Source organism: Gilliamella sp. B3023, from assembly GCF_026536845.1.
In the GTDB taxonomy this organism is placed as follows: domain Bacteria; phylum Pseudomonadota; class Gammaproteobacteria; order Enterobacterales; family Orbaceae; genus Gilliamella; species Gilliamella apicola_E.
Genome location: NZ_JAFNNH010000010.1, coordinates 25,255 through 41,620 on the forward strand (window position 1 = coordinate 25,255; position 16,366 = coordinate 41,620).

Sequence of the window (16,366 nt, forward strand, 5' to 3'; positions counted from 1 at the left end):
TTGATTATATAACTTAAGTATGAATCGGAGATTTTTATGTTAAAAATAACAGATGTTAAAACTATTTTGACAGCACCAGGAGGTATCGATTTAGTTGTTGTTAAGATTGAAACAAACCAGGATGGTTTATATGGATTAGGTTGTGCGACATTTACTCAACGAGTTTTAGCTGTTCAGTCCGCGATTGAAGATTATATAAAACCATTTTTACTTGGAAAAGATCCTTGCCGAATAGAAGATCTTTGGCAATCAGCTATTGTTAGTGGTTATTGGCGAAATGGTCCAATTATTAATAATGCAGTGTCTGCCATGGATATGGCGTTATGGGATATTAAAGGCAAAATGGCAAATATGCCAGTATATGAATTACTAGGCGGTAAATGTCGTGATGCTATTCCACTTTATCGACATTGCGATGGTGCTGATGCTGTTGAAGCTGAAGATAATATCCGCGCTGCAATAGAAGAAGGTTATCAATATGTTCGTTGTCAAATGGGAATGTATGGAGGAGCTGGTACTGAAGATTTAAAATTGATTAACACTCATTATGATAAAGCTAAAAATATACATCCCAAACGTTCTCCTCATCATAAAACCTCAGGAATTTATTTTGATCCTGATGCTTATGCGCGCAGTATCCCTAAATTTTTTGATCATTTACGTAACAAAATTGGTTTTGATATCGAATTCATTCATGACATTCATGAAAGAGTTCAACCTATCACCGCTTTACAAATGGCAAAAAGCCTTGAAGATTATCGACTATTTTATCTTGAGGATCCTGTTGCGCCAGAAAATGTCGATTTCTTAAATATCATACGTCAGCAAACATCAACACCTATTGCAATGGGTGAGTTGTTTGTTCATGTCTCAGAATATAAACATCTAATCACACAACATTTAATTGATTTTATTCGTTGTCATATCAGTATGATTGGAGGCATAACTCCAGCAAAAAAACTTGCTGCATTATGTGAACTTCATGGTGTACGTACTGCATGGCATGGCCCAGGTGATATTTCTCCTGTTGGAGTGGTAGCGAATATGCATATAGATCTAAGTATTACGAATTTTGGTGTACAAGAATATACACCAATGAATGATCAACTTAGAGATGTCTTTATTGGTTGCCCAGATATCATCGATGGCTATGCTTATTTAAATAATAAGCCAGGCCTTGGTATTGATATAAACGAAGAAAAAGCCAAAAAGTTCCCAATAACTGGTGGTTTGCCATCTTGGACAAATGCTCGAACACCGGATGGAACAGCTTCTAGACCTTGAGTCTAACTTGTTCGTATTTAGATTTTTTAATTTTTTATTATTGGCAAAACAATTGAGTTGTTTTTCCAGAATAATCAAAGGTAGTACATTATGAGTAAATCAATAACGTTAGACCCGAAACGTAATACAGGGGATTTGGTTAAGGCTGCAATGTCTGGTTGGTTAGGAACAGCTTTAGAATTTATGGATTTCCAATTATATTCACTTGGAGCTGCATTAGTTTTTCATCAGGTTTTCTTTCCTGAACAATCGGCAGCTATGGCATTGATCTTAGCTATGGGAACTTATGGAGCTGGTTATGTCGCTCGTATTATAGGTGCATTCTTATTTGGGCGGATGGGAGATAAATTAGGACGAAAAAAAATATTATTTATTACAATAACCTTAATGGGGCTTTGTACTACTTTAATCGGAGTATTACCCACTTATGCTCAAGTTGGGATTTTAGCACCATTATTGCTTATTTTATTAAGAATTATTCAAGGATTAGGTGCAGGAGCTGAAATTTCTGGTGCGCGAACTATGCTAGCTGAATATGCGCCAAGAGGAAGAAAAGGTATTATTGCTTCACTCGTTGCAATGGGCACAAACTGTGGCACACTTGCTGCTACTGCTATTTGGGCCATAATGTTTTATTTTTTTGATAATGAGCAATTGTTATCATGGGGCTGGCGTATTCCATTTCTTGCAAGTTCAATTGTGATGTTGTTTGCTATATGGTTACGGTTAAATTTAAAAGAAAGTCCTGTTTTTGAGGAAGTTAATGAAAATGATAACATCATCAAAAATAAATCTTATTTAGAAATTTTCAGTGGTAAGTCTTTTTGGTTAGCTACTGGTCTAAGATTTGGTCAAGCAGGTAATTCAGGATTAATTCAAACTTTTTTAGCTGGTTATATGGTCCAAACATTACTATTTAGTAAAGCAATACCTACTGATGCTATGCTAATTAGTTCTTTCATTGGATTTTTAATCATCCCTTTATCAGGTTGGTTATCTGATAAGTTTGGCCGAAAAATTATGTATATTTTACTTAATTTATTGACCATAATTTTAGCCTATCCAATGCTTGCTATTATATTAGATAAAAATTATCATCCAAATACTATTATGCTATGTTTAATAGTTATTCATAACGTTGCAGTTTTAGGACAAGCAGCTATTGAAGCTATTACTATGGCCGAGATGTTTGGTTCTCGTAGTCGTTTTGCATCAATGGCTATTGCTAATGAAATTGGTGGTTTATTAGCTGTTGGATTAGGACCTTTATTTGCTGGTATTTTTTGTAAAATTTGTGATGCTTGGTGGCCAATTGTAGCTATGATTATATTTTACTCAGCCATCGGTCTGTTATCAGCTATTTTGATGCCTGAAGTCGCAGATCGCAATTTACAAGATGTAAAAGATGCAACAGAGAATTAATTTTTATTAAAAATTATTAAAATAAATAAAAAAGCCATTATATTGATTTATTGATGGCTTTTTTAATTTTATAGATAATAGAATTTTTTCATGTCTTAGAAATAGGTTAGGTATTTTTCAATACTATCAAAAGCTAAATAGCCAGTTGATAAAAGCTATTCTTATAACTAATAACTGAAACCAATAAAATGTGAATCATAACTATAAAATAAATATTAATATATTATTGTTTGATATAAATAGTATGAAAATAAGAATCTGGTTGAACAACGAATAAATTCTATTAAATCTGGCGCTGCTGTAAAAGTAGAATTGAGATACGTAGTGATAAAATCTATTTTAAGCGTCTTACCCAAAAACTACTCACAACCCTGTTTCATTTTTACATCAAATGAAGAATAAATATTTCTATGCGTTCCACTCTGGATAAAGAGTTTATTGTGAGCAAGTTATGAAAGTTTAGTTAGTTTTATTCATCATAAACTAATATTTTTCTGGAGTGTGAATTGAAGTGAAAAGTTGGGAAGTGGATCGCAAAAATTTGATAAAAATGGTATGAGTTTTACCCCGGTTTTACCCCAGCAAAAAAATGATGTGAAACAGAACCTTTATGAAGCCTTTTAGTATAAGGCTTTAGGATGGTACGCCCGGGTGGACTCGAACCACTGACCCCCACCATGTCAAGGTGATGCTCTAACCAACTGAGCTACGGGCGTATATTTAGAAAACACGCAAATATTAGCGGGCAAATAGTTTTGTTTCAAGTAAAATAATTAAAAATAGCTGTTTTTTTAATCTTTTGAACTAGATTGGTGATAAAATAGGCAAAACCAATATTGAAAATTCAGATATTTGTCACATTTTTGTACTTTTTATTTTCACTAATTCATTTAACAGTTCGATATGGATTCTGTTTTTTATATTGTTTATAGGTAAATGCATGTTCTCGGTGGTTTGTTAGTGCTAAATTAGCTATACTCCACAGCGTCGTTAAGTTATTACTGGTTCAGGTTGTTATGTCGTTTAAAGATCAGATTGAAGATGTTCTACATAATATTTTTGGTTATAAGTCGTTTAGGAATCAACAAAAAGATATTATTGAATCAGTGATTGACGGGCGTGATGTTTTGGCCGTTATCCCTACCGGTGGCGGTAAGTCGCTTTGTTATCAAATTCCAGCGGTCGTATTACCAGGCACAGCTATAGTCATTTCGCCACTTATTTCATTAATGAAAGATCAGGTCGATCAATTGTTGGTGAATGGTATTCCTGCTGCATTTTTAAATGCAACTCAATCAGGTATCGAACAACAAAATGTTATCAACCAGTATTTAAACCATTCAATTAAATTGTTGTATATTTCCCCCGAGCGCTTGACAGTATCATCTTTTGGTGCGTTGCTTGATCAGCATCCTCCTTCTTTAATTGCGATCGATGAGGCGCATTGTATTTCACAATGGGGACATGACTTTAGACCTGATTATCGCCAATTAAACCAGTTATCAAAACGTTTTCCTGATGTACCAATTATCGCGCTTACAGCCACTGCCGATGAGATGACACAGAGGGATATTCTTAATCAGCTCAATTTAGTTGATCCGTTGTTTGTGGTTCGTAGTTTTGATAGGCCGAATATTCGCTATACCGTGGTAGAAAAGTTTAATCTTACTGAACAAGTTGTGTCGTTTATTGAAACGCAAAAAGGGAATAGCGGGATTATTTATTGTTCCAGCCGTTCTAAAGTTGAGGACATGACAACAAGGCTTGTGGCAAGAGGGTTTTCGGCTATCGCTTATCATGCTGGATTGTCTACAAGCGAACGGCAAAGCGCTCAGGAGAGTTTTTTAAAGGATAATACACAAATTATTGTGGCAACAGTTGCTTTTGGAATGGGGATTAATAAGCCAAATGTTCGGTTTGTTGTTCATGCAGATTGTCCGCGTTCAATTGAGGCTTATTATCAAGAAACAGGTCGTGCTGGGCGCGATGGTGTTCCTGCAGAAGCGATGCTATTGTTTAAAAGTAATGATTTAAGTTGGTATAAGCAGCAAATCATTGAAAAGTATGATAACGATCAGAAGCAAGTGGAGCTTCATAAGATTCAGGCGATGGAGTCATTTGCGCAATGTATGACGTGTCGTCGTATTGTACTGTTAAATTATTTTGGTGAACATCGAACTGAGCCTTGCAATAACTGTGATATTTGTCTTTATCCACCTAAGCAATATGATGCGTTGATTGATGCGCAAAAAGTTTTGTCTTGTGTTTATAGGGTTGAACAGCGTTATGGTGCCCAATACATAGTGGATATTTTACGTGGTTCGGGGCGTTCACAAATTAAAGATAATCGACATGATAAGCTTTCAGTTTATGGAATTGGTAAAGAGCATAACGCTGATTATTGGCTTAGTGTAATAAGGCAGTTAATTTTTTTAGGCTATTTGCGGCAAAATATTTCCAATTTTAATACTTTGCAATTGACTGAAAACGCACGGGCAATATTGAAAGGTGAGGTGCAGTTAAAGTTAGCAAAACCACGATTAGAAATTGTTAAGAAGAGTCGTTTAAATCGTTATGCTCGATCAATTAATTTAACGACTATTCTATCTTATGAAGAGCGAATTTTATTTAATAATCTTAGACGATTACGTAAAGAGATTGCCGATATGGAAGATATCGCTCCTTATATTGTATTTAGTGATGCAACCTTACTTGAAATGGTGCAAACGATGCCTGAAAGTAAGACACAACTTATTAATGTGTCAGGTGTTGGTAAAATTAAATTGGAGAAATACGGCAATCTGTTTTTGGATGAGATTAATGACTTTGTAATTAAAAATATATAACGCTGAGAGTTAAAATTTAAATCAATTTATTCATTGAAAAAAAGTTGAGGAACGGGGTTTTTGAGCAAAAAAATCCTGTAATATGACGCTAATTATTATATGTTTTACTCAAAATAGCGTTTTTATAATCTAATTTGTTTATAAATTAATTAAGGTCTATTATTAATTCGAAAAGTGGCATCTTAAAGACTAATTTGGCTCTTTATGATATGATTAGCAAAATTTAATCGTAATAAGTAATGGTGATTATGAGTTATCAAGTTTTAGCACGTAAGTGGCGACCAAAGTCGTTTTCTGAGGTAGTAGGGCAACAACATGTGTTGAAAATTTTATCTAATGCCCTCTCTCTTGGTCGGGTGCATCATGCTTATCTGTTTTCTGGTACACGAGGTGTAGGAAAGACGTCGATTGCTCGTTTGTTAGCTAAAGGCTTGAATTGTGAAAGTGGTATCACTGCAACACCTTGTGGTGTTTGTGATAATTGTCGTGAGATTGAGCAAGGTCGTTTTGTTGATTTGTTAGAAATTGATGCTGCATCACGAACTAAAGTCGAAGATACGCGTGAAATTCTAGATAATATCCAATACTTGCCAACTAAAGGGCGTTTTAAAGTTTACTTGATCGATGAAGTGCATATGTTGTCTCGCAACAGTTTTAATGCATTATTAAAAACTTTGGAAGAACCACCTGAACATGTTAAATTTTTGTTAGCGACAACCGATCCTCAAAAATTACCTATTACTATTTTGTCTCGCTGTTTGCATTTGCATTTAAATGTGCTTGATACATCTTTAATTGGTGATCAGTTAAATCACATTTTACAATTAGAGCATATTGAAAGTGAGCCAAAAGCTATTCATTTATTAGCCAAAGCAGCCAATGGAAGTATGCGAGATGCGTTAAGTTTAACCGATCAGGCTATTGCGCTAGGTAATGGTAAAGTCGATGCCGTATCAGTTGCATCAATGCTTGGAACATTAGATAAGGCTATTCCTTTTGCGTTAGTTAATGCACTTTACCAAGGCGATGGTAATGCGTTAATGCAACAAATTGAATTGGCGGCAATGCAAGGAGCTGATTGGGATAATTTATTAGCTGAAAGCATTTCTTTCTTACATCAAATTGCTTTATTACAAGTAGTACCTACAGCCTTAGGTGATTATTCAGATAGTGAGGAGCAATTGCGTTTTTTAGCTCAATACATTTCACCAAATGATGTGCAATTGTTTTATCAAATTTTATTGATGGGTCGAAAAGAACTCGCGCTTGTACCTGACAAGAAAATGGGCGTGGAGATGAGCTTTTTACGCGCGTTAGCCTTTATGCCAAAAGATGTTGATTCGATTTCTCAACCGGTTTCAACCACTAATCCTTCAGCTGTAGGACACGCACCTGTCCCAAAGTCTAATCCGCCAAAAGTTGAATCAGCAACATCAGCTTCTGTGCCACCGATTCCAGTAAAGAAGGATGCAGCTAAGTCATCAGTTCAATCAACGGCACATTCACAATCATCATTAGCTGATAATAATGTTTCTCCTGTGCATCAAGCTAATAATTCGATGCCAGCCCATTCTATATCGCTTCCAGATGATGCTTCGTCTATCACTAAAAATATTTTAGAGATGAGAATGCAGTTAATGGAGGAACAAAGTTCAAAAAAGTCTGAACCGGTTGGTGCCAATCAACCATCAAGCGATTTAGTTAACTCGAGCCGTGTTAAACAGGCTACTAAGACTGAAGTTAATAGTGCCGTGGTGGATGAAGTTGTAGAGGACGACGAAGAGGAAATTACAGCAGAAAATTATCAATGGCAATCGACTGGACTGTTTGAGTCTAAGAATGAGCCGGTGATTGATGCGAAGTCAGTTAGGGAGTCACTTAAGGTTGATAAAACTCCAGAGATGACAAAAAAATTGATTGAAGAGATGGTCGAAAAAGATGCTTGGAGTGCGGAAATTGAGAAATTGGAGATTGCACCGCTAATTAAACAGATTGCGGTTAATTCGTATCCTGAAATAGTCGATGATAATAGTGTAATTTTGCATACGCGTTCGGCTGTTGAGCATTTAACTAAGTCGTCGGCAAATTGTATTAAGCTACGAACTGCGATGTCAGCTTATCGTCAAAAAACACTTAATTTAGAGGTTGTGATTGATGATAGTAAGGATATAAAAACGCCATTAGAATTACGTGAAGATTTATATCAGCAGAAGCTTGAACAAGCTAAACAAACGATACATCAAGATTCTAAAGTTGAGACGATTTGTCAATATTTTGATGCCAAGATTGATGAATCGAGTATTCGTCCTGTATAATTACAGACTAAATGTTTTTAATGAGGAATAATTATGTTTCCAGGTGGAAAAGGTGGTTTGGGCAATTTGATGAAACAAGCCCAACAAATGCAAGCAAAAATGCAGCAAGCTCAGGAAGAGATTGCTAAGTTAGAGGTTACTGGAGAGTCTGGCGCGGGTATCGTTAAAGTTACTGTAAATGGTGCACATAGTTGTAAACGCGTTGATATCGATCCGTCTTTATTAACCGAAGATGATAAGGAGATGTTAGAAGATCTTATCGCTGCAGCCTATAATGATGCTACTCGCCGTTTGGAAGAAGCTCAAAAAGAGCGTATGGCTCAAGTTACTGGTGGAATGCAATTACCACCTGGTTTTAAAATGCCATTCTAATTTGAATCTTTAACTCTATTTTTCTGATATTGCTGACTTTTGTCGGCAATATTTTTGTCTACTGACTGTTTATTTATACAGTTTGTCTTTATTAATTTTCTCCTATCAGGTAAACTAACTCACAATTGTTTTTTTAATTCACATTCAATTTTGATCATAATAATTAGGCTGATGTTGAACGAGAGTTTTTGTTTAATACTGATTGATCAACGTTGTTTAATTGACATTATTTATTAAGGATATATTGTGATAGGTCGTTTACGTGGAATCATTATTGAAAAGCAACCACCCAAAGTGTTAATTGAAGTTGGTGGTGTTGGCTATGAAGTATTTATGCCAATGACCTGTTTTTATGAATTACCTGATAATGGTAAAGAAGTGATTGTGTTAACTCATTTTGCCGTTCGTGAAGATGCTCAAGTGCTGTATGGCTTTAATCATGAACAAGAGCGTGAATTGTTTCGTGAGTTGATTAAAGTGAATGGTGTTGGTCCTAAATTAGCGTTAGCAATTTTATCAGGAATGTCAGCAGGGCAATTTATTAGTGCAGTTGAGCAAGGTGAAATTAAGACGTTAGTTAAATTACCTGGCGTGGGCACTAAAACGGCTGAACGATTGATTGTCGAAATGAAGGATCGAGTTAAACGGTTTGGTGAAGAGTTAGCTAATGTAAACGTAACTGTTGAGACTGGAAGTCTTAAAAAATCCTCAAGTCAGATTGAAGGTGAAGCCGTTTCGGCACTTATCGCTTTGGGTTATAAACCACAAGAAGCAAGTCGTATTATTAGTAAAGTCATTAAGCCAGACATGGATTGTGAAATGCTAATACGTGAAGCATTAAAGTCAGCACTATAAAGAAAATAGGGAACGATGATGATTGAAGCGGATCGTTTAATTGCGCCACAGGCTCAAAAAGAAGAAGAGTCGTTAGATCGGGCTATTCGACCTAAATATTTGGATGAGTATATTGGTCAACCTCAAGTGCGAGAGCAGATGAAAATCTTTATTCAGGCAGCCAAGCAACGTAGTGATGCGCTTGATCATGTTTTAATTTTTGGTCCTCCAGGTCTTGGTAAAACCACTTTAGCTAATATTGTTGCTAATGAAATGAATGTTAACTTGCGTACTACCTCTGGTCCAGTGTTGGAAAAAGCAGGTGATCTGGCTGCAATGTTAACCAATCTCGAGCCTAATGATGTGCTGTTTATTGATGAAATCCATCGATTATCTCCTGTCGTTGAAGAAATATTATATCCTGCTATGGAAGATTATCAGCTCGATATTATGATTGGTGAAGGTCCAGCCGCACGTTCAATTAAAATTGATCTTCCGCCCTTTACACTTATTGGCGCCACTACTCGAGCGGGTTCGTTAACATCGCCATTACGCGATCGTTTTGGGATTGTGCAACGCCTTGAGTTTTACCGTGTTGAGGATTTGGAGTATATCGTTAGTCGTAGTGCTAAGTTTTTAGGTTTAGATCTTTCCAAAGAGGGTGCCTTTTTAATAGCTAAACGCTCACGCGGAACGCCTCGTATTGCTAATCGTTTATTGCGACGTGTGAGAGATTATGCGGATGTTAAATCCAAAGGTGTTATTGATGAGCGTATTGCGACTCAAGCTTTAGATATGTTAGATGTGGATAATGAAGGCTTTGACTATATGGATCGTAAGTTACTTCTTGCCATCATCGAAAAATTTATGGGTGGTCCAGTAGGATTAGATAATATTGCTGCAGCAATTGGTGAGGAACGTGAAACGATTGAAGATGTGTTAGAGCCGTTTTTAATTCAGCAAGGTTATATCCAAAGAACACCAAGAGGACGGATTGCAACACCACATGCTTATCGACATTTTGGTATTGTTCAAGATAATTAATTTGATTTATTTTAATTTGAATTATCCGATTTTTAATCCAACACCGCCAAATGGCGGTGTTTTGCGTTTATAGGATAATTAACCAAGTTCTTTCTCAGTGAAAATACCACTAAATAAATCAGTACTAAGGTAACGTTCACCTGAAGAGGGTAATATTACCACGATGGTTTTATTCGCATTTTCTGGTAATCGAGCCAAACGATCAGCTGCAAATACTGCAGCACCGGATGAAATTCCTGCTAAGATACCTTCTTTTTCCATTATAATGCGAGCTGTTTCGATTGCTTCTTCGTTAGATACTTTTTCGACCAAATCAATCAAACTCAAATCTAAGTTACCAGGAATAAATCCAGCTCCGATACCTTGTATTTTATGTGGGCCAGGTTTGATAGGCTCGCCGGCAAGTGCTTGCGTAATTACAGGTGAGGTAGTTGGCTCAACTGCGACAGCCGTAATGCTTTTTCCTTGAATTTTTTTGATATATTTTGTTACGCCAGTAAAGGTTCCACCTGTTCCCACACCTGCAACGAAAATATCGATTTTTCCATCTGTATCAAGCCAAATTTCTGGTCCTGTGGTTTTTTCATGAATTTCTGGATTGGCGGGATTGCTAAATTGTTGGAGCATAATATTGTGTTTTGGATTACTAGCAACGATTTCTTCTGCTTTTTCAATCGCACCTTTCATTCCCTTGGCAGCTTCAGTTAATACAAGGTTTGCACCTAACGCTTTTAGAAGTTTGCGGCGTTCAATGCTCATGCTTTCTGGCATGGTTAAGGTTAATTTATAACCACGAGCAGCGGCAACAGCAGCTAATGCGATACCAGTATTACCACTAGTTGGCTCTATAAGTTCGACGTCAGGGTTAAGTAAACCACGTTTTTCGGCATCCCAAATCATATTTGATGCAATTCGGCATTTGACGCTGAAACTTGGATTACGAGATTCGACTTTAGCTAATATATTACCATTCCCAAAATGTTTTAATCGAACTAGGGGAGTATGGCCGATGGTTTGTGAGTTATCATCAAATATCTTACTCATGGAAAAAGTCCTTATTAGTTTATTCTTAGATTCAAAAGTGGTGGCAAGTAATTAATTAATGTTGATGACTATATTATAGATTGAACTGAAAAGATGATACTAATTATTAATTATATTCATATGCATTTTTGATATAAGGGCCTTTATTTTGACTAGCTGGTATCCTTTTTAGTGCTCGGATCTTACTATAGTATTGAAATGTGAATTTACATATACGCTATATTCAGGCGTGTTTTGTTAAGACATTATTTTAAGTTAGGTAATCGTTGATCATCAAATATTCAGAAATTTATGATTATCTATGAAACCATTATTCAATGAAACTATTTTCCATGTCTAATTCAATCCTTTTAATAGCTTGTTCGCAGCGGTATATTCGATTATCAAGGGCAGCGATTTTGGTGTGTTCTATTGACTCTAAAGAGAGTTCGAGCTCATATTTCATCTCTTGTAATCGTCGTAAATAATCTAAATGTCTTGAATGTTTTTCAGCTAATGTTTCTGTAATAATATGGCCAGTAGTTTGTTTACGTAAATGTACTGTGGCAAGCTCACGTGTTAGGGCGGTAATTTGGTTTATAAGTCTTTCTGATAAAAATTCGATTTGTGTACGTTTTTCTGAAAGTACTGCATCACAAAGTGCTAGATAGGTTTGCTTTACTTTATCTAAATAGAATTGATTGTCGGTTTCAATTTTACTGGTGTTAAACAGATGCTCATCAAAATAATGCTCTTGATAGCTTTGTTGTTCGGATAAGTTCAACTGCTGCTCAAGCTCGTTTATTTGATTTTTCAATTTTTCCAAAAATTTTTGCATGGATATATCTTTATGGTTGGTTATCGTCATTTTGCCCAAAATAATTCCCTAAATGAATTTTAGATAAGTTTATTAGTTTCATTAACGATTCAAAAGTTAATTTTTCATTTGGATTTTTATTCGTACTTAATATCTTTTTTTCAATTAATTGCAATTTGATTCGGTTGTAGCTGTCAATTAAGTTGAGCGGTAATGGCGATTGAGAACGATATCCTAACCACAAGATCCCTTGAATAGGTAAACTTAAGGCAAATAGAATTGTGATTGCGGTTACCGCTAATTGCGCGGGTAAATAATATTGCCAAAGAATTAAGCCGATGATGATCGGCGGTAAAATTTTTTTTGCAACTTTGATGTAGTTAATAATTTTTAATTCAGGAAATGAATAGGATAGGGCTTTATCTTTTGGGCAAATATCCATATATATTTGACCTGCCTTAAAAATTTTAACTAAGTTCATCTGGTTTGGATTCCTCGACATTCACATTTTATTGTCTTAAAATAGTGCCATTCAAATTGGGGGCTCTCTTTATTTTATCTCAAATTTCAAGATATCAGAAGTCGCCTTATATAACACATTGATTAATGTGTAGAGTTGCCAATATTGATTGGTAAAAATCTTTTATTCAATTTATAGGAATTACTATGTCATCAAGTAATAACGCTCTCGTTCTGAATTGTGGAAGTTCATCTTTAAAATTTGCTATTATTAACCCTGAAAATGGTGATGAGTTTTTATCTGGTTTAGCTGAATGTTTTCACCTTCCTGATGCTCGTATCAAATGGAAATTAGATGGTGAAAAGCAAGAAGCTTCTTTAGGAGCTGGTGCAGCACATAGCGAAGCGATTAAATTCATTGTTAATAACATTTTTCCACAAAAACCAGAATTATTAGACAGCATAAAATCAATTGGGCACCGTATTGTTCATGGTGGTGAGAAGTATACCCAATCAGTTGTGATTGATGATTCCGTTTTAAAAGGTATTGAAGAAGCTTCTGCTTTTGCGCCTTTACATAATCCAGCACATTTAATTGGTATTCGCGAAGCTTTTATTGCATTTCCTCATTTAAAAAATAAAAATGTTGCAGTATTTGATACAGCTTTCCATACTACAATGCCTAAAGAAGCATATTTATATGCAATTCCTAATGAATTATATACTAAGTACGGTGTTCGCCGTTATGGTGCTCATGGTACTAGTCATTATTATGTCAGCCGAGAAGCTGCAAAATTATTAAATAAACCTGTTGATCAAACGAATGTGATTACATGCCACTTAGGTAATGGTGCTTCAATCACTGCTGTGAAAAACGGTAAAAGTATTGAAACTTCTATGGGCTTAACACCACTTGAAGGTTTAGTTATGGGGACACGAAGTGGTGATATCGATCCTGCTATCATGTTCTTTTTACATGACAATTTAAATATGTCAGTTGCTGATATAAATAATTTATTAAATAAAAAATCAGGATTATTAGGTTTAACTGGTGTAAGTAGCGATTGCCGTTATGTAACAGATAATGCAGATAAAGACGAAAATGCTAAAAATGCTTTAGAAGTATTTGTTCACCGTTTAGTCAAATACATTGGTGGTTATGCGATGTTGTTAGACGGCCGTTTAGATGCAATCGTGTTTACTGGTGGTATTGGTGAAAATGCTGAATGTATTCGTCGTAAAACTTTAGAAAAATTAAGTATACTTGGTTTTGAGATTGATAAAGAACGCAATTTAGCTGCACGTTTTGGTAACGGTGGTGTGATCACTAAAGATGGTTCTGCTATTGCAATGGTTATTCCTACCAATGAAGAACTTGTCATCGCACAAGATGCAGCACGCTTAACAGCTTAAGCACTTTAAAACCGCCGTTAAGGCGGTTTGTTTTTGGATTTAATAAAGAATTAAGAGGAAACTTATTATGTCTCGTACCATTATGCTGATTCCAACTGGTACTAATGTTGGATTAACGGGTGTAAGTCTTGGTGTTATTCGAGCAATGGAACGTCAAGGTATTAACTTAAATGTATTTAAACCAGTTGCCCAACCAAGAGCAGGTGGTGATGCGCCTGATAATACAACGACTTTAGTTAGTAATAATACATCGATTCCAACTTTGAAACCTTTAAAAATGAGTTATGTTGAAAACTTATTAGGTTTGAATCAACAAGATGTTTTGATGGAAGAAATCGTTGCACTATATGCAGAAAATACTAAAGGTGCTGATGTTGTTTTAGTTGAAGGTATTGTACCAACTATTGATTATCCATTTGCTAATGAGCTAAATAATAACATCGCGAAGACTTTAGGCGCTGAGATTATTTTTGTGGTTAATATGGGTAAAGATGATCCAGAGCAGTTAAAAGAACGCATTGAGATTGCTCGCTCTAATTTTGGTGGCATCAAAAATGATAAAATTATTGGTGTGATTGTTAACAAAGTCAATGCACCAGTAGAAGAACAAAATCTCGCTCGTCCAGATGTTGTTGAAATTTATCATACACCTAAATTTGATGGTAAGAAAATTACAATTAATGATTTAAGCGAGCATAGCCCATTACCTGTACTTGGCTGTATTCCTTGGAACATCGATTTAAGTTCTTGTCGTACATATGACATTGCTAATCATTTACAAGCTAAAATCATTAATGAAGGCGGTATTAAAAATCGTCGAATTAAACATGTTTCTTTCTGTTCTCGTAGCGTTCCAAATATTATTAATCACCTTCAACCGAACGCGTTATTAGTAACTTCAGCTGATCGTGCTGATGTTTTAGTAACAATCTGTTTAGCTGCAATGAATGGTGTTGCTATTGGTGGTGTATTATTGACTGGTGGCTATGATATTGATGAAAAAATCTATAAATTGTGTCAACCTGCTTTTGATACAGGATTACCAGTATTTACTGTTAAAACCAATACATTCCAAACTTCAATCAATTTACAACAATTCAATTTAGAAATCCCGGTCGATGATAAAGAACGTATGGATAATACTCAGAATTTTGTTGCCGATCACATTGATCCAAGTTGGATTAAATCATTGAATGAAGTGGTTAGTTCTGCTCGTCGATTATCTCCTCCAGCATTCCGTTATCAATTAACTGAGCTTGCACGTAATGCGAAAAAAGTGGTGGTGTTACCAGAAGGGGATGAGCCGAGAACAATTAAAGCAGCTGCAATTTGTGCAGAGCGTCATATTGCTAAGTGTGTGTTAATTGGTAATCCTGATGAAGTCCGTAAAGTGGCTGCGTCGCAAGGTGTTACTTTAGGTGCAGGTGTTGAAATTGTTGACCCAGAACGCATTCGTGATAAATATGTACCTCGTTTAGTTGAATTACGTAAAAACAAAGGTATGACTGAAGTTATTGCGCGTGAGCAATTAGCTGATAATGTTGTGCTTGGTACAATGATGCTTGAAGCAAATGAGGTTGATGGTTTAGTCTCTGGTGCTGTTCATACTACGGCCAATACTATTCGCCCTCCGCTACAATTAATCAAAACTGCTCCAGGTAGTTCGCTTGTTTCATCGGTGTTCTTTATGTTAATGCCTGATCAAGTTTATATCTATGGGGATTGCGCTATTAATCCAGATCCAAATGCGCAAGAACTTGCTGAAATCGCTATTCAATCTGCTGATACTGCTATTGCTTTTGGTATTGAACCACGTGTGGCGATGATCTCTTACTCAACCGGTAGTTCTGGTCAAGGTGCTGATGTTGAAAAAGTGAAAGAAGCAACACGTATTGCTCAAGAAAAACGCCCAGATTTAATGATTGATGGTCCTTTACAATATGATGCTGCGGTTATGCCTGATGTTGCGAAATCAAAAGCGCCAAATTCTAAAGTTGCAGGTAAAGCGACGGTGTTTATATTCCCTGATTTAAATACTGGTAATACAACTTACAAAGCTGTACAACGTTCAGCTGATCTTGTTTCAATTGGACCTATGTTACAAGGTATGCGTAAGCCTGTTAATGATTTGTCTCGTGGTGCGTTAGTTGATGATATTGTTTATACAATTGCATTAACCGCTATTCAATCCGCGCAAGAAAAAAATAGCTAGTAAATTATTAATATTTATGTTTAAATTTATGAGAGGTTTTTCACAGACCTCTCATTTTTTATCTGTCCGATAAGTCCAATCACATAAAGTGACGAAATTAGTTAAGGATGATGTAAGTTATACATTATTTAGCGCTGTTTTTTGTTCCAATTCTATACATTATAAAGTTCTTTTTGATTAATTTATTCAAGCTATATGACTACACATGGTCTATATCTCCCTAATTTAATCAATTTGTTAATTATTTGTCCATTTCATTACCTGTTTAAAGATTAAGCAAAGCTGTTTTTATATTCCTAAGTTTTAAGAAAGATAAGTTTTATTT

The 16,366-nt window shown here is 35.6% G+C and carries 12 protein-coding genes and 1 tRNA gene; 9 read left to right on the top strand and 4 right to left on the bottom strand.

Annotation, left to right across the window (positions count from 1 at the left end; genetic code table 11):
- The first annotated feature begins 30 nt into the window (after positions 1-30).
- Both J3U16_RS07465 and J3U16_RS07470 read left to right on the top strand, forming a co-directional pair.
- Entirely contained in the window at positions 31-1,284 is a 1,254-nt protein-coding gene (locus J3U16_RS07465) for an enolase C-terminal domain-like protein (protein WP_416380748.1), read from the top strand.
- A 90-nt stretch (positions 1,285-1,374) separates the two neighbouring features.
- The gene (locus J3U16_RS07470; protein ID WP_267342795.1) at positions 1,375-2,706 is read left to right on the top strand and encodes an MFS transporter; all 1,332 of its coding nucleotides are present in this window, start codon (positions 1,375-1,377) and stop codon (positions 2,704-2,706) included.
- Positions 2,707-3,345: 639 nt separating this feature from the next.
- On the opposite strand, the gene J3U16_RS07475 is transcribed toward J3U16_RS07470, so the two are convergent.
- Positions 3,346-3,422, bottom strand: a tRNA-Val gene (locus J3U16_RS07475).
- A 300-nt stretch (positions 3,423-3,722) separates the two neighbouring features.
- On the opposite strand from J3U16_RS07475, the gene recQ reads away from it, so the two are divergent.
- The 5 genes from recQ (at position 3,723) to ruvB (ending at position 10,117) form a co-directional block, all read left to right on the top strand.
- Complete coding sequence (gene recQ, locus J3U16_RS07480) at positions 3,723-5,552, top strand: DNA helicase RecQ (RefSeq protein ID WP_065734028.1); 1,830 nt, start codon at positions 3,723-3,725, stop codon at positions 5,550-5,552.
- Between the two features lie 248 nt (positions 5,553-5,800).
- Positions 5,801-7,867 carry a DNA polymerase III subunit gamma/tau gene (dnaX, locus tag J3U16_RS07485; RefSeq protein ID WP_267342796.1) on the top strand — a complete coding sequence of 689 codons (2,067 nt, stop codon included), beginning with the start codon at positions 5,801-5,803 and terminating at the stop codon, positions 7,865-7,867.
- A gap of 33 nt (positions 7,868-7,900) precedes the next feature.
- Positions 7,901-8,239, top strand: coding sequence for a YbaB/EbfC family nucleoid-associated protein (locus J3U16_RS07490; protein WP_065563043.1), 339 nt, complete (start codon positions 7,901-7,903; stop codon positions 8,237-8,239).
- 246 nt (positions 8,240-8,485) lie between these two features.
- Positions 8,486-9,094, top strand: a complete 609-nt coding sequence (ruvA, locus tag J3U16_RS07495) for a Holliday junction branch migration protein RuvA (RefSeq protein ID WP_065563044.1) — start codon at positions 8,486-8,488, stop codon at positions 9,092-9,094.
- A gap of 18 nt (positions 9,095-9,112) precedes the next feature.
- A complete protein-coding gene (gene ruvB / locus J3U16_RS07500) occupies positions 9,113-10,117 on the top strand; it encodes a Holliday junction branch migration DNA helicase RuvB (protein ID WP_267338696.1) in 1,005 nt (334 codons plus the stop codon).
- 78 nt (positions 10,118-10,195) lie between these two features.
- Here ruvB and cysK read toward each other — a convergent pair whose 3' ends face one another.
- The 3 genes from cysK to yfbV all read right to left on the bottom strand — a co-directional run bounded on the left by cysK (position 10,196) and on the right by yfbV (position 12,438).
- Positions 10,196-11,161, bottom strand: a complete 966-nt coding sequence (gene cysK / locus J3U16_RS07505; protein WP_267331858.1) for a cysteine synthase A — start codon at positions 11,159-11,161, stop codon at positions 10,196-10,198.
- Positions 11,162-11,471: 310 nt separating this feature from the next.
- A complete protein-coding gene (priC, locus tag J3U16_RS07510; RefSeq protein ID WP_220225978.1) occupies positions 11,472-11,978 on the bottom strand; it encodes a primosomal replication protein PriC in 507 nt (168 codons plus the stop codon).
- A gap of 10 nt (positions 11,979-11,988) precedes the next feature.
- The gene (yfbV, locus tag J3U16_RS07515) at positions 11,989-12,438 is read right to left on the bottom strand and encodes a terminus macrodomain insulation protein YfbV (protein WP_267342798.1); all 450 of its coding nucleotides are present in this window, start codon (positions 12,436-12,438) and stop codon (positions 11,989-11,991) included.
- 185 nt (positions 12,439-12,623) lie between these two features.
- Between yfbV and J3U16_RS07520 the strand changes: the two genes are divergently transcribed.
- Entirely contained in the window at positions 12,624-13,829 is a 1,206-nt protein-coding gene (locus J3U16_RS07520) for an acetate kinase (RefSeq protein ID WP_065563049.1), read from the top strand.
- 67 nt (positions 13,830-13,896) lie between these two features.
- Positions 13,897-16,041, top strand: a complete 2,145-nt coding sequence (gene pta / locus J3U16_RS07525) for a phosphate acetyltransferase (RefSeq protein ID WP_065734033.1) — start codon at positions 13,897-13,899, stop codon at positions 16,039-16,041.
- The last annotated feature ends 325 nt before the right edge of the window (positions 16,042-16,366 follow it).

Coding starts and splice junctions, on each gene's coding strand:
- J3U16_RS07470 (WP_267342795.1), top strand. CDS start 1,375: ATGAGTAAATCAATAACGTTAGACCCGAAACGTAATACAGGGGATTTG.
- recQ (WP_065734028.1), top strand. CDS start 3,723: ATGTCGTTTAAAGATCAGATTGAAGATGTTCTACATAATATTTTTGGT.
- dnaX (WP_267342796.1), top strand. CDS start 5,801: ATGAGTTATCAAGTTTTAGCACGTAAGTGGCGACCAAAGTCGTTTTCT.
- J3U16_RS07490 (WP_065563043.1), top strand. CDS start 7,901: ATGTTTCCAGGTGGAAAAGGTGGTTTGGGCAATTTGATGAAACAAGCC.
- ruvB (WP_267338696.1), top strand. CDS start 9,113: ATGATTGAAGCGGATCGTTTAATTGCGCCACAGGCTCAAAAAGAAGAA.
- cysK (WP_267331858.1), bottom strand. CDS start 11,161: ATGAGTAAGATATTTGATGATAACTCACAAACCATCGGCCATACTCCC.
- priC (WP_220225978.1), bottom strand. CDS start 11,978: ATGCAAAAATTTTTGGAAAAATTGAAAAATCAAATAAACGAGCTTGAG.
- yfbV (WP_267342798.1), bottom strand. CDS start 12,438: ATGAACTTAGTTAAAATTTTTAAGGCAGGTCAAATATATATGGATATT.
- J3U16_RS07520 (WP_065563049.1), top strand. CDS start 12,624: ATGTCATCAAGTAATAACGCTCTCGTTCTGAATTGTGGAAGTTCATCT.
- pta (WP_065734033.1), top strand. CDS start 13,897: ATGTCTCGTACCATTATGCTGATTCCAACTGGTACTAATGTTGGATTA.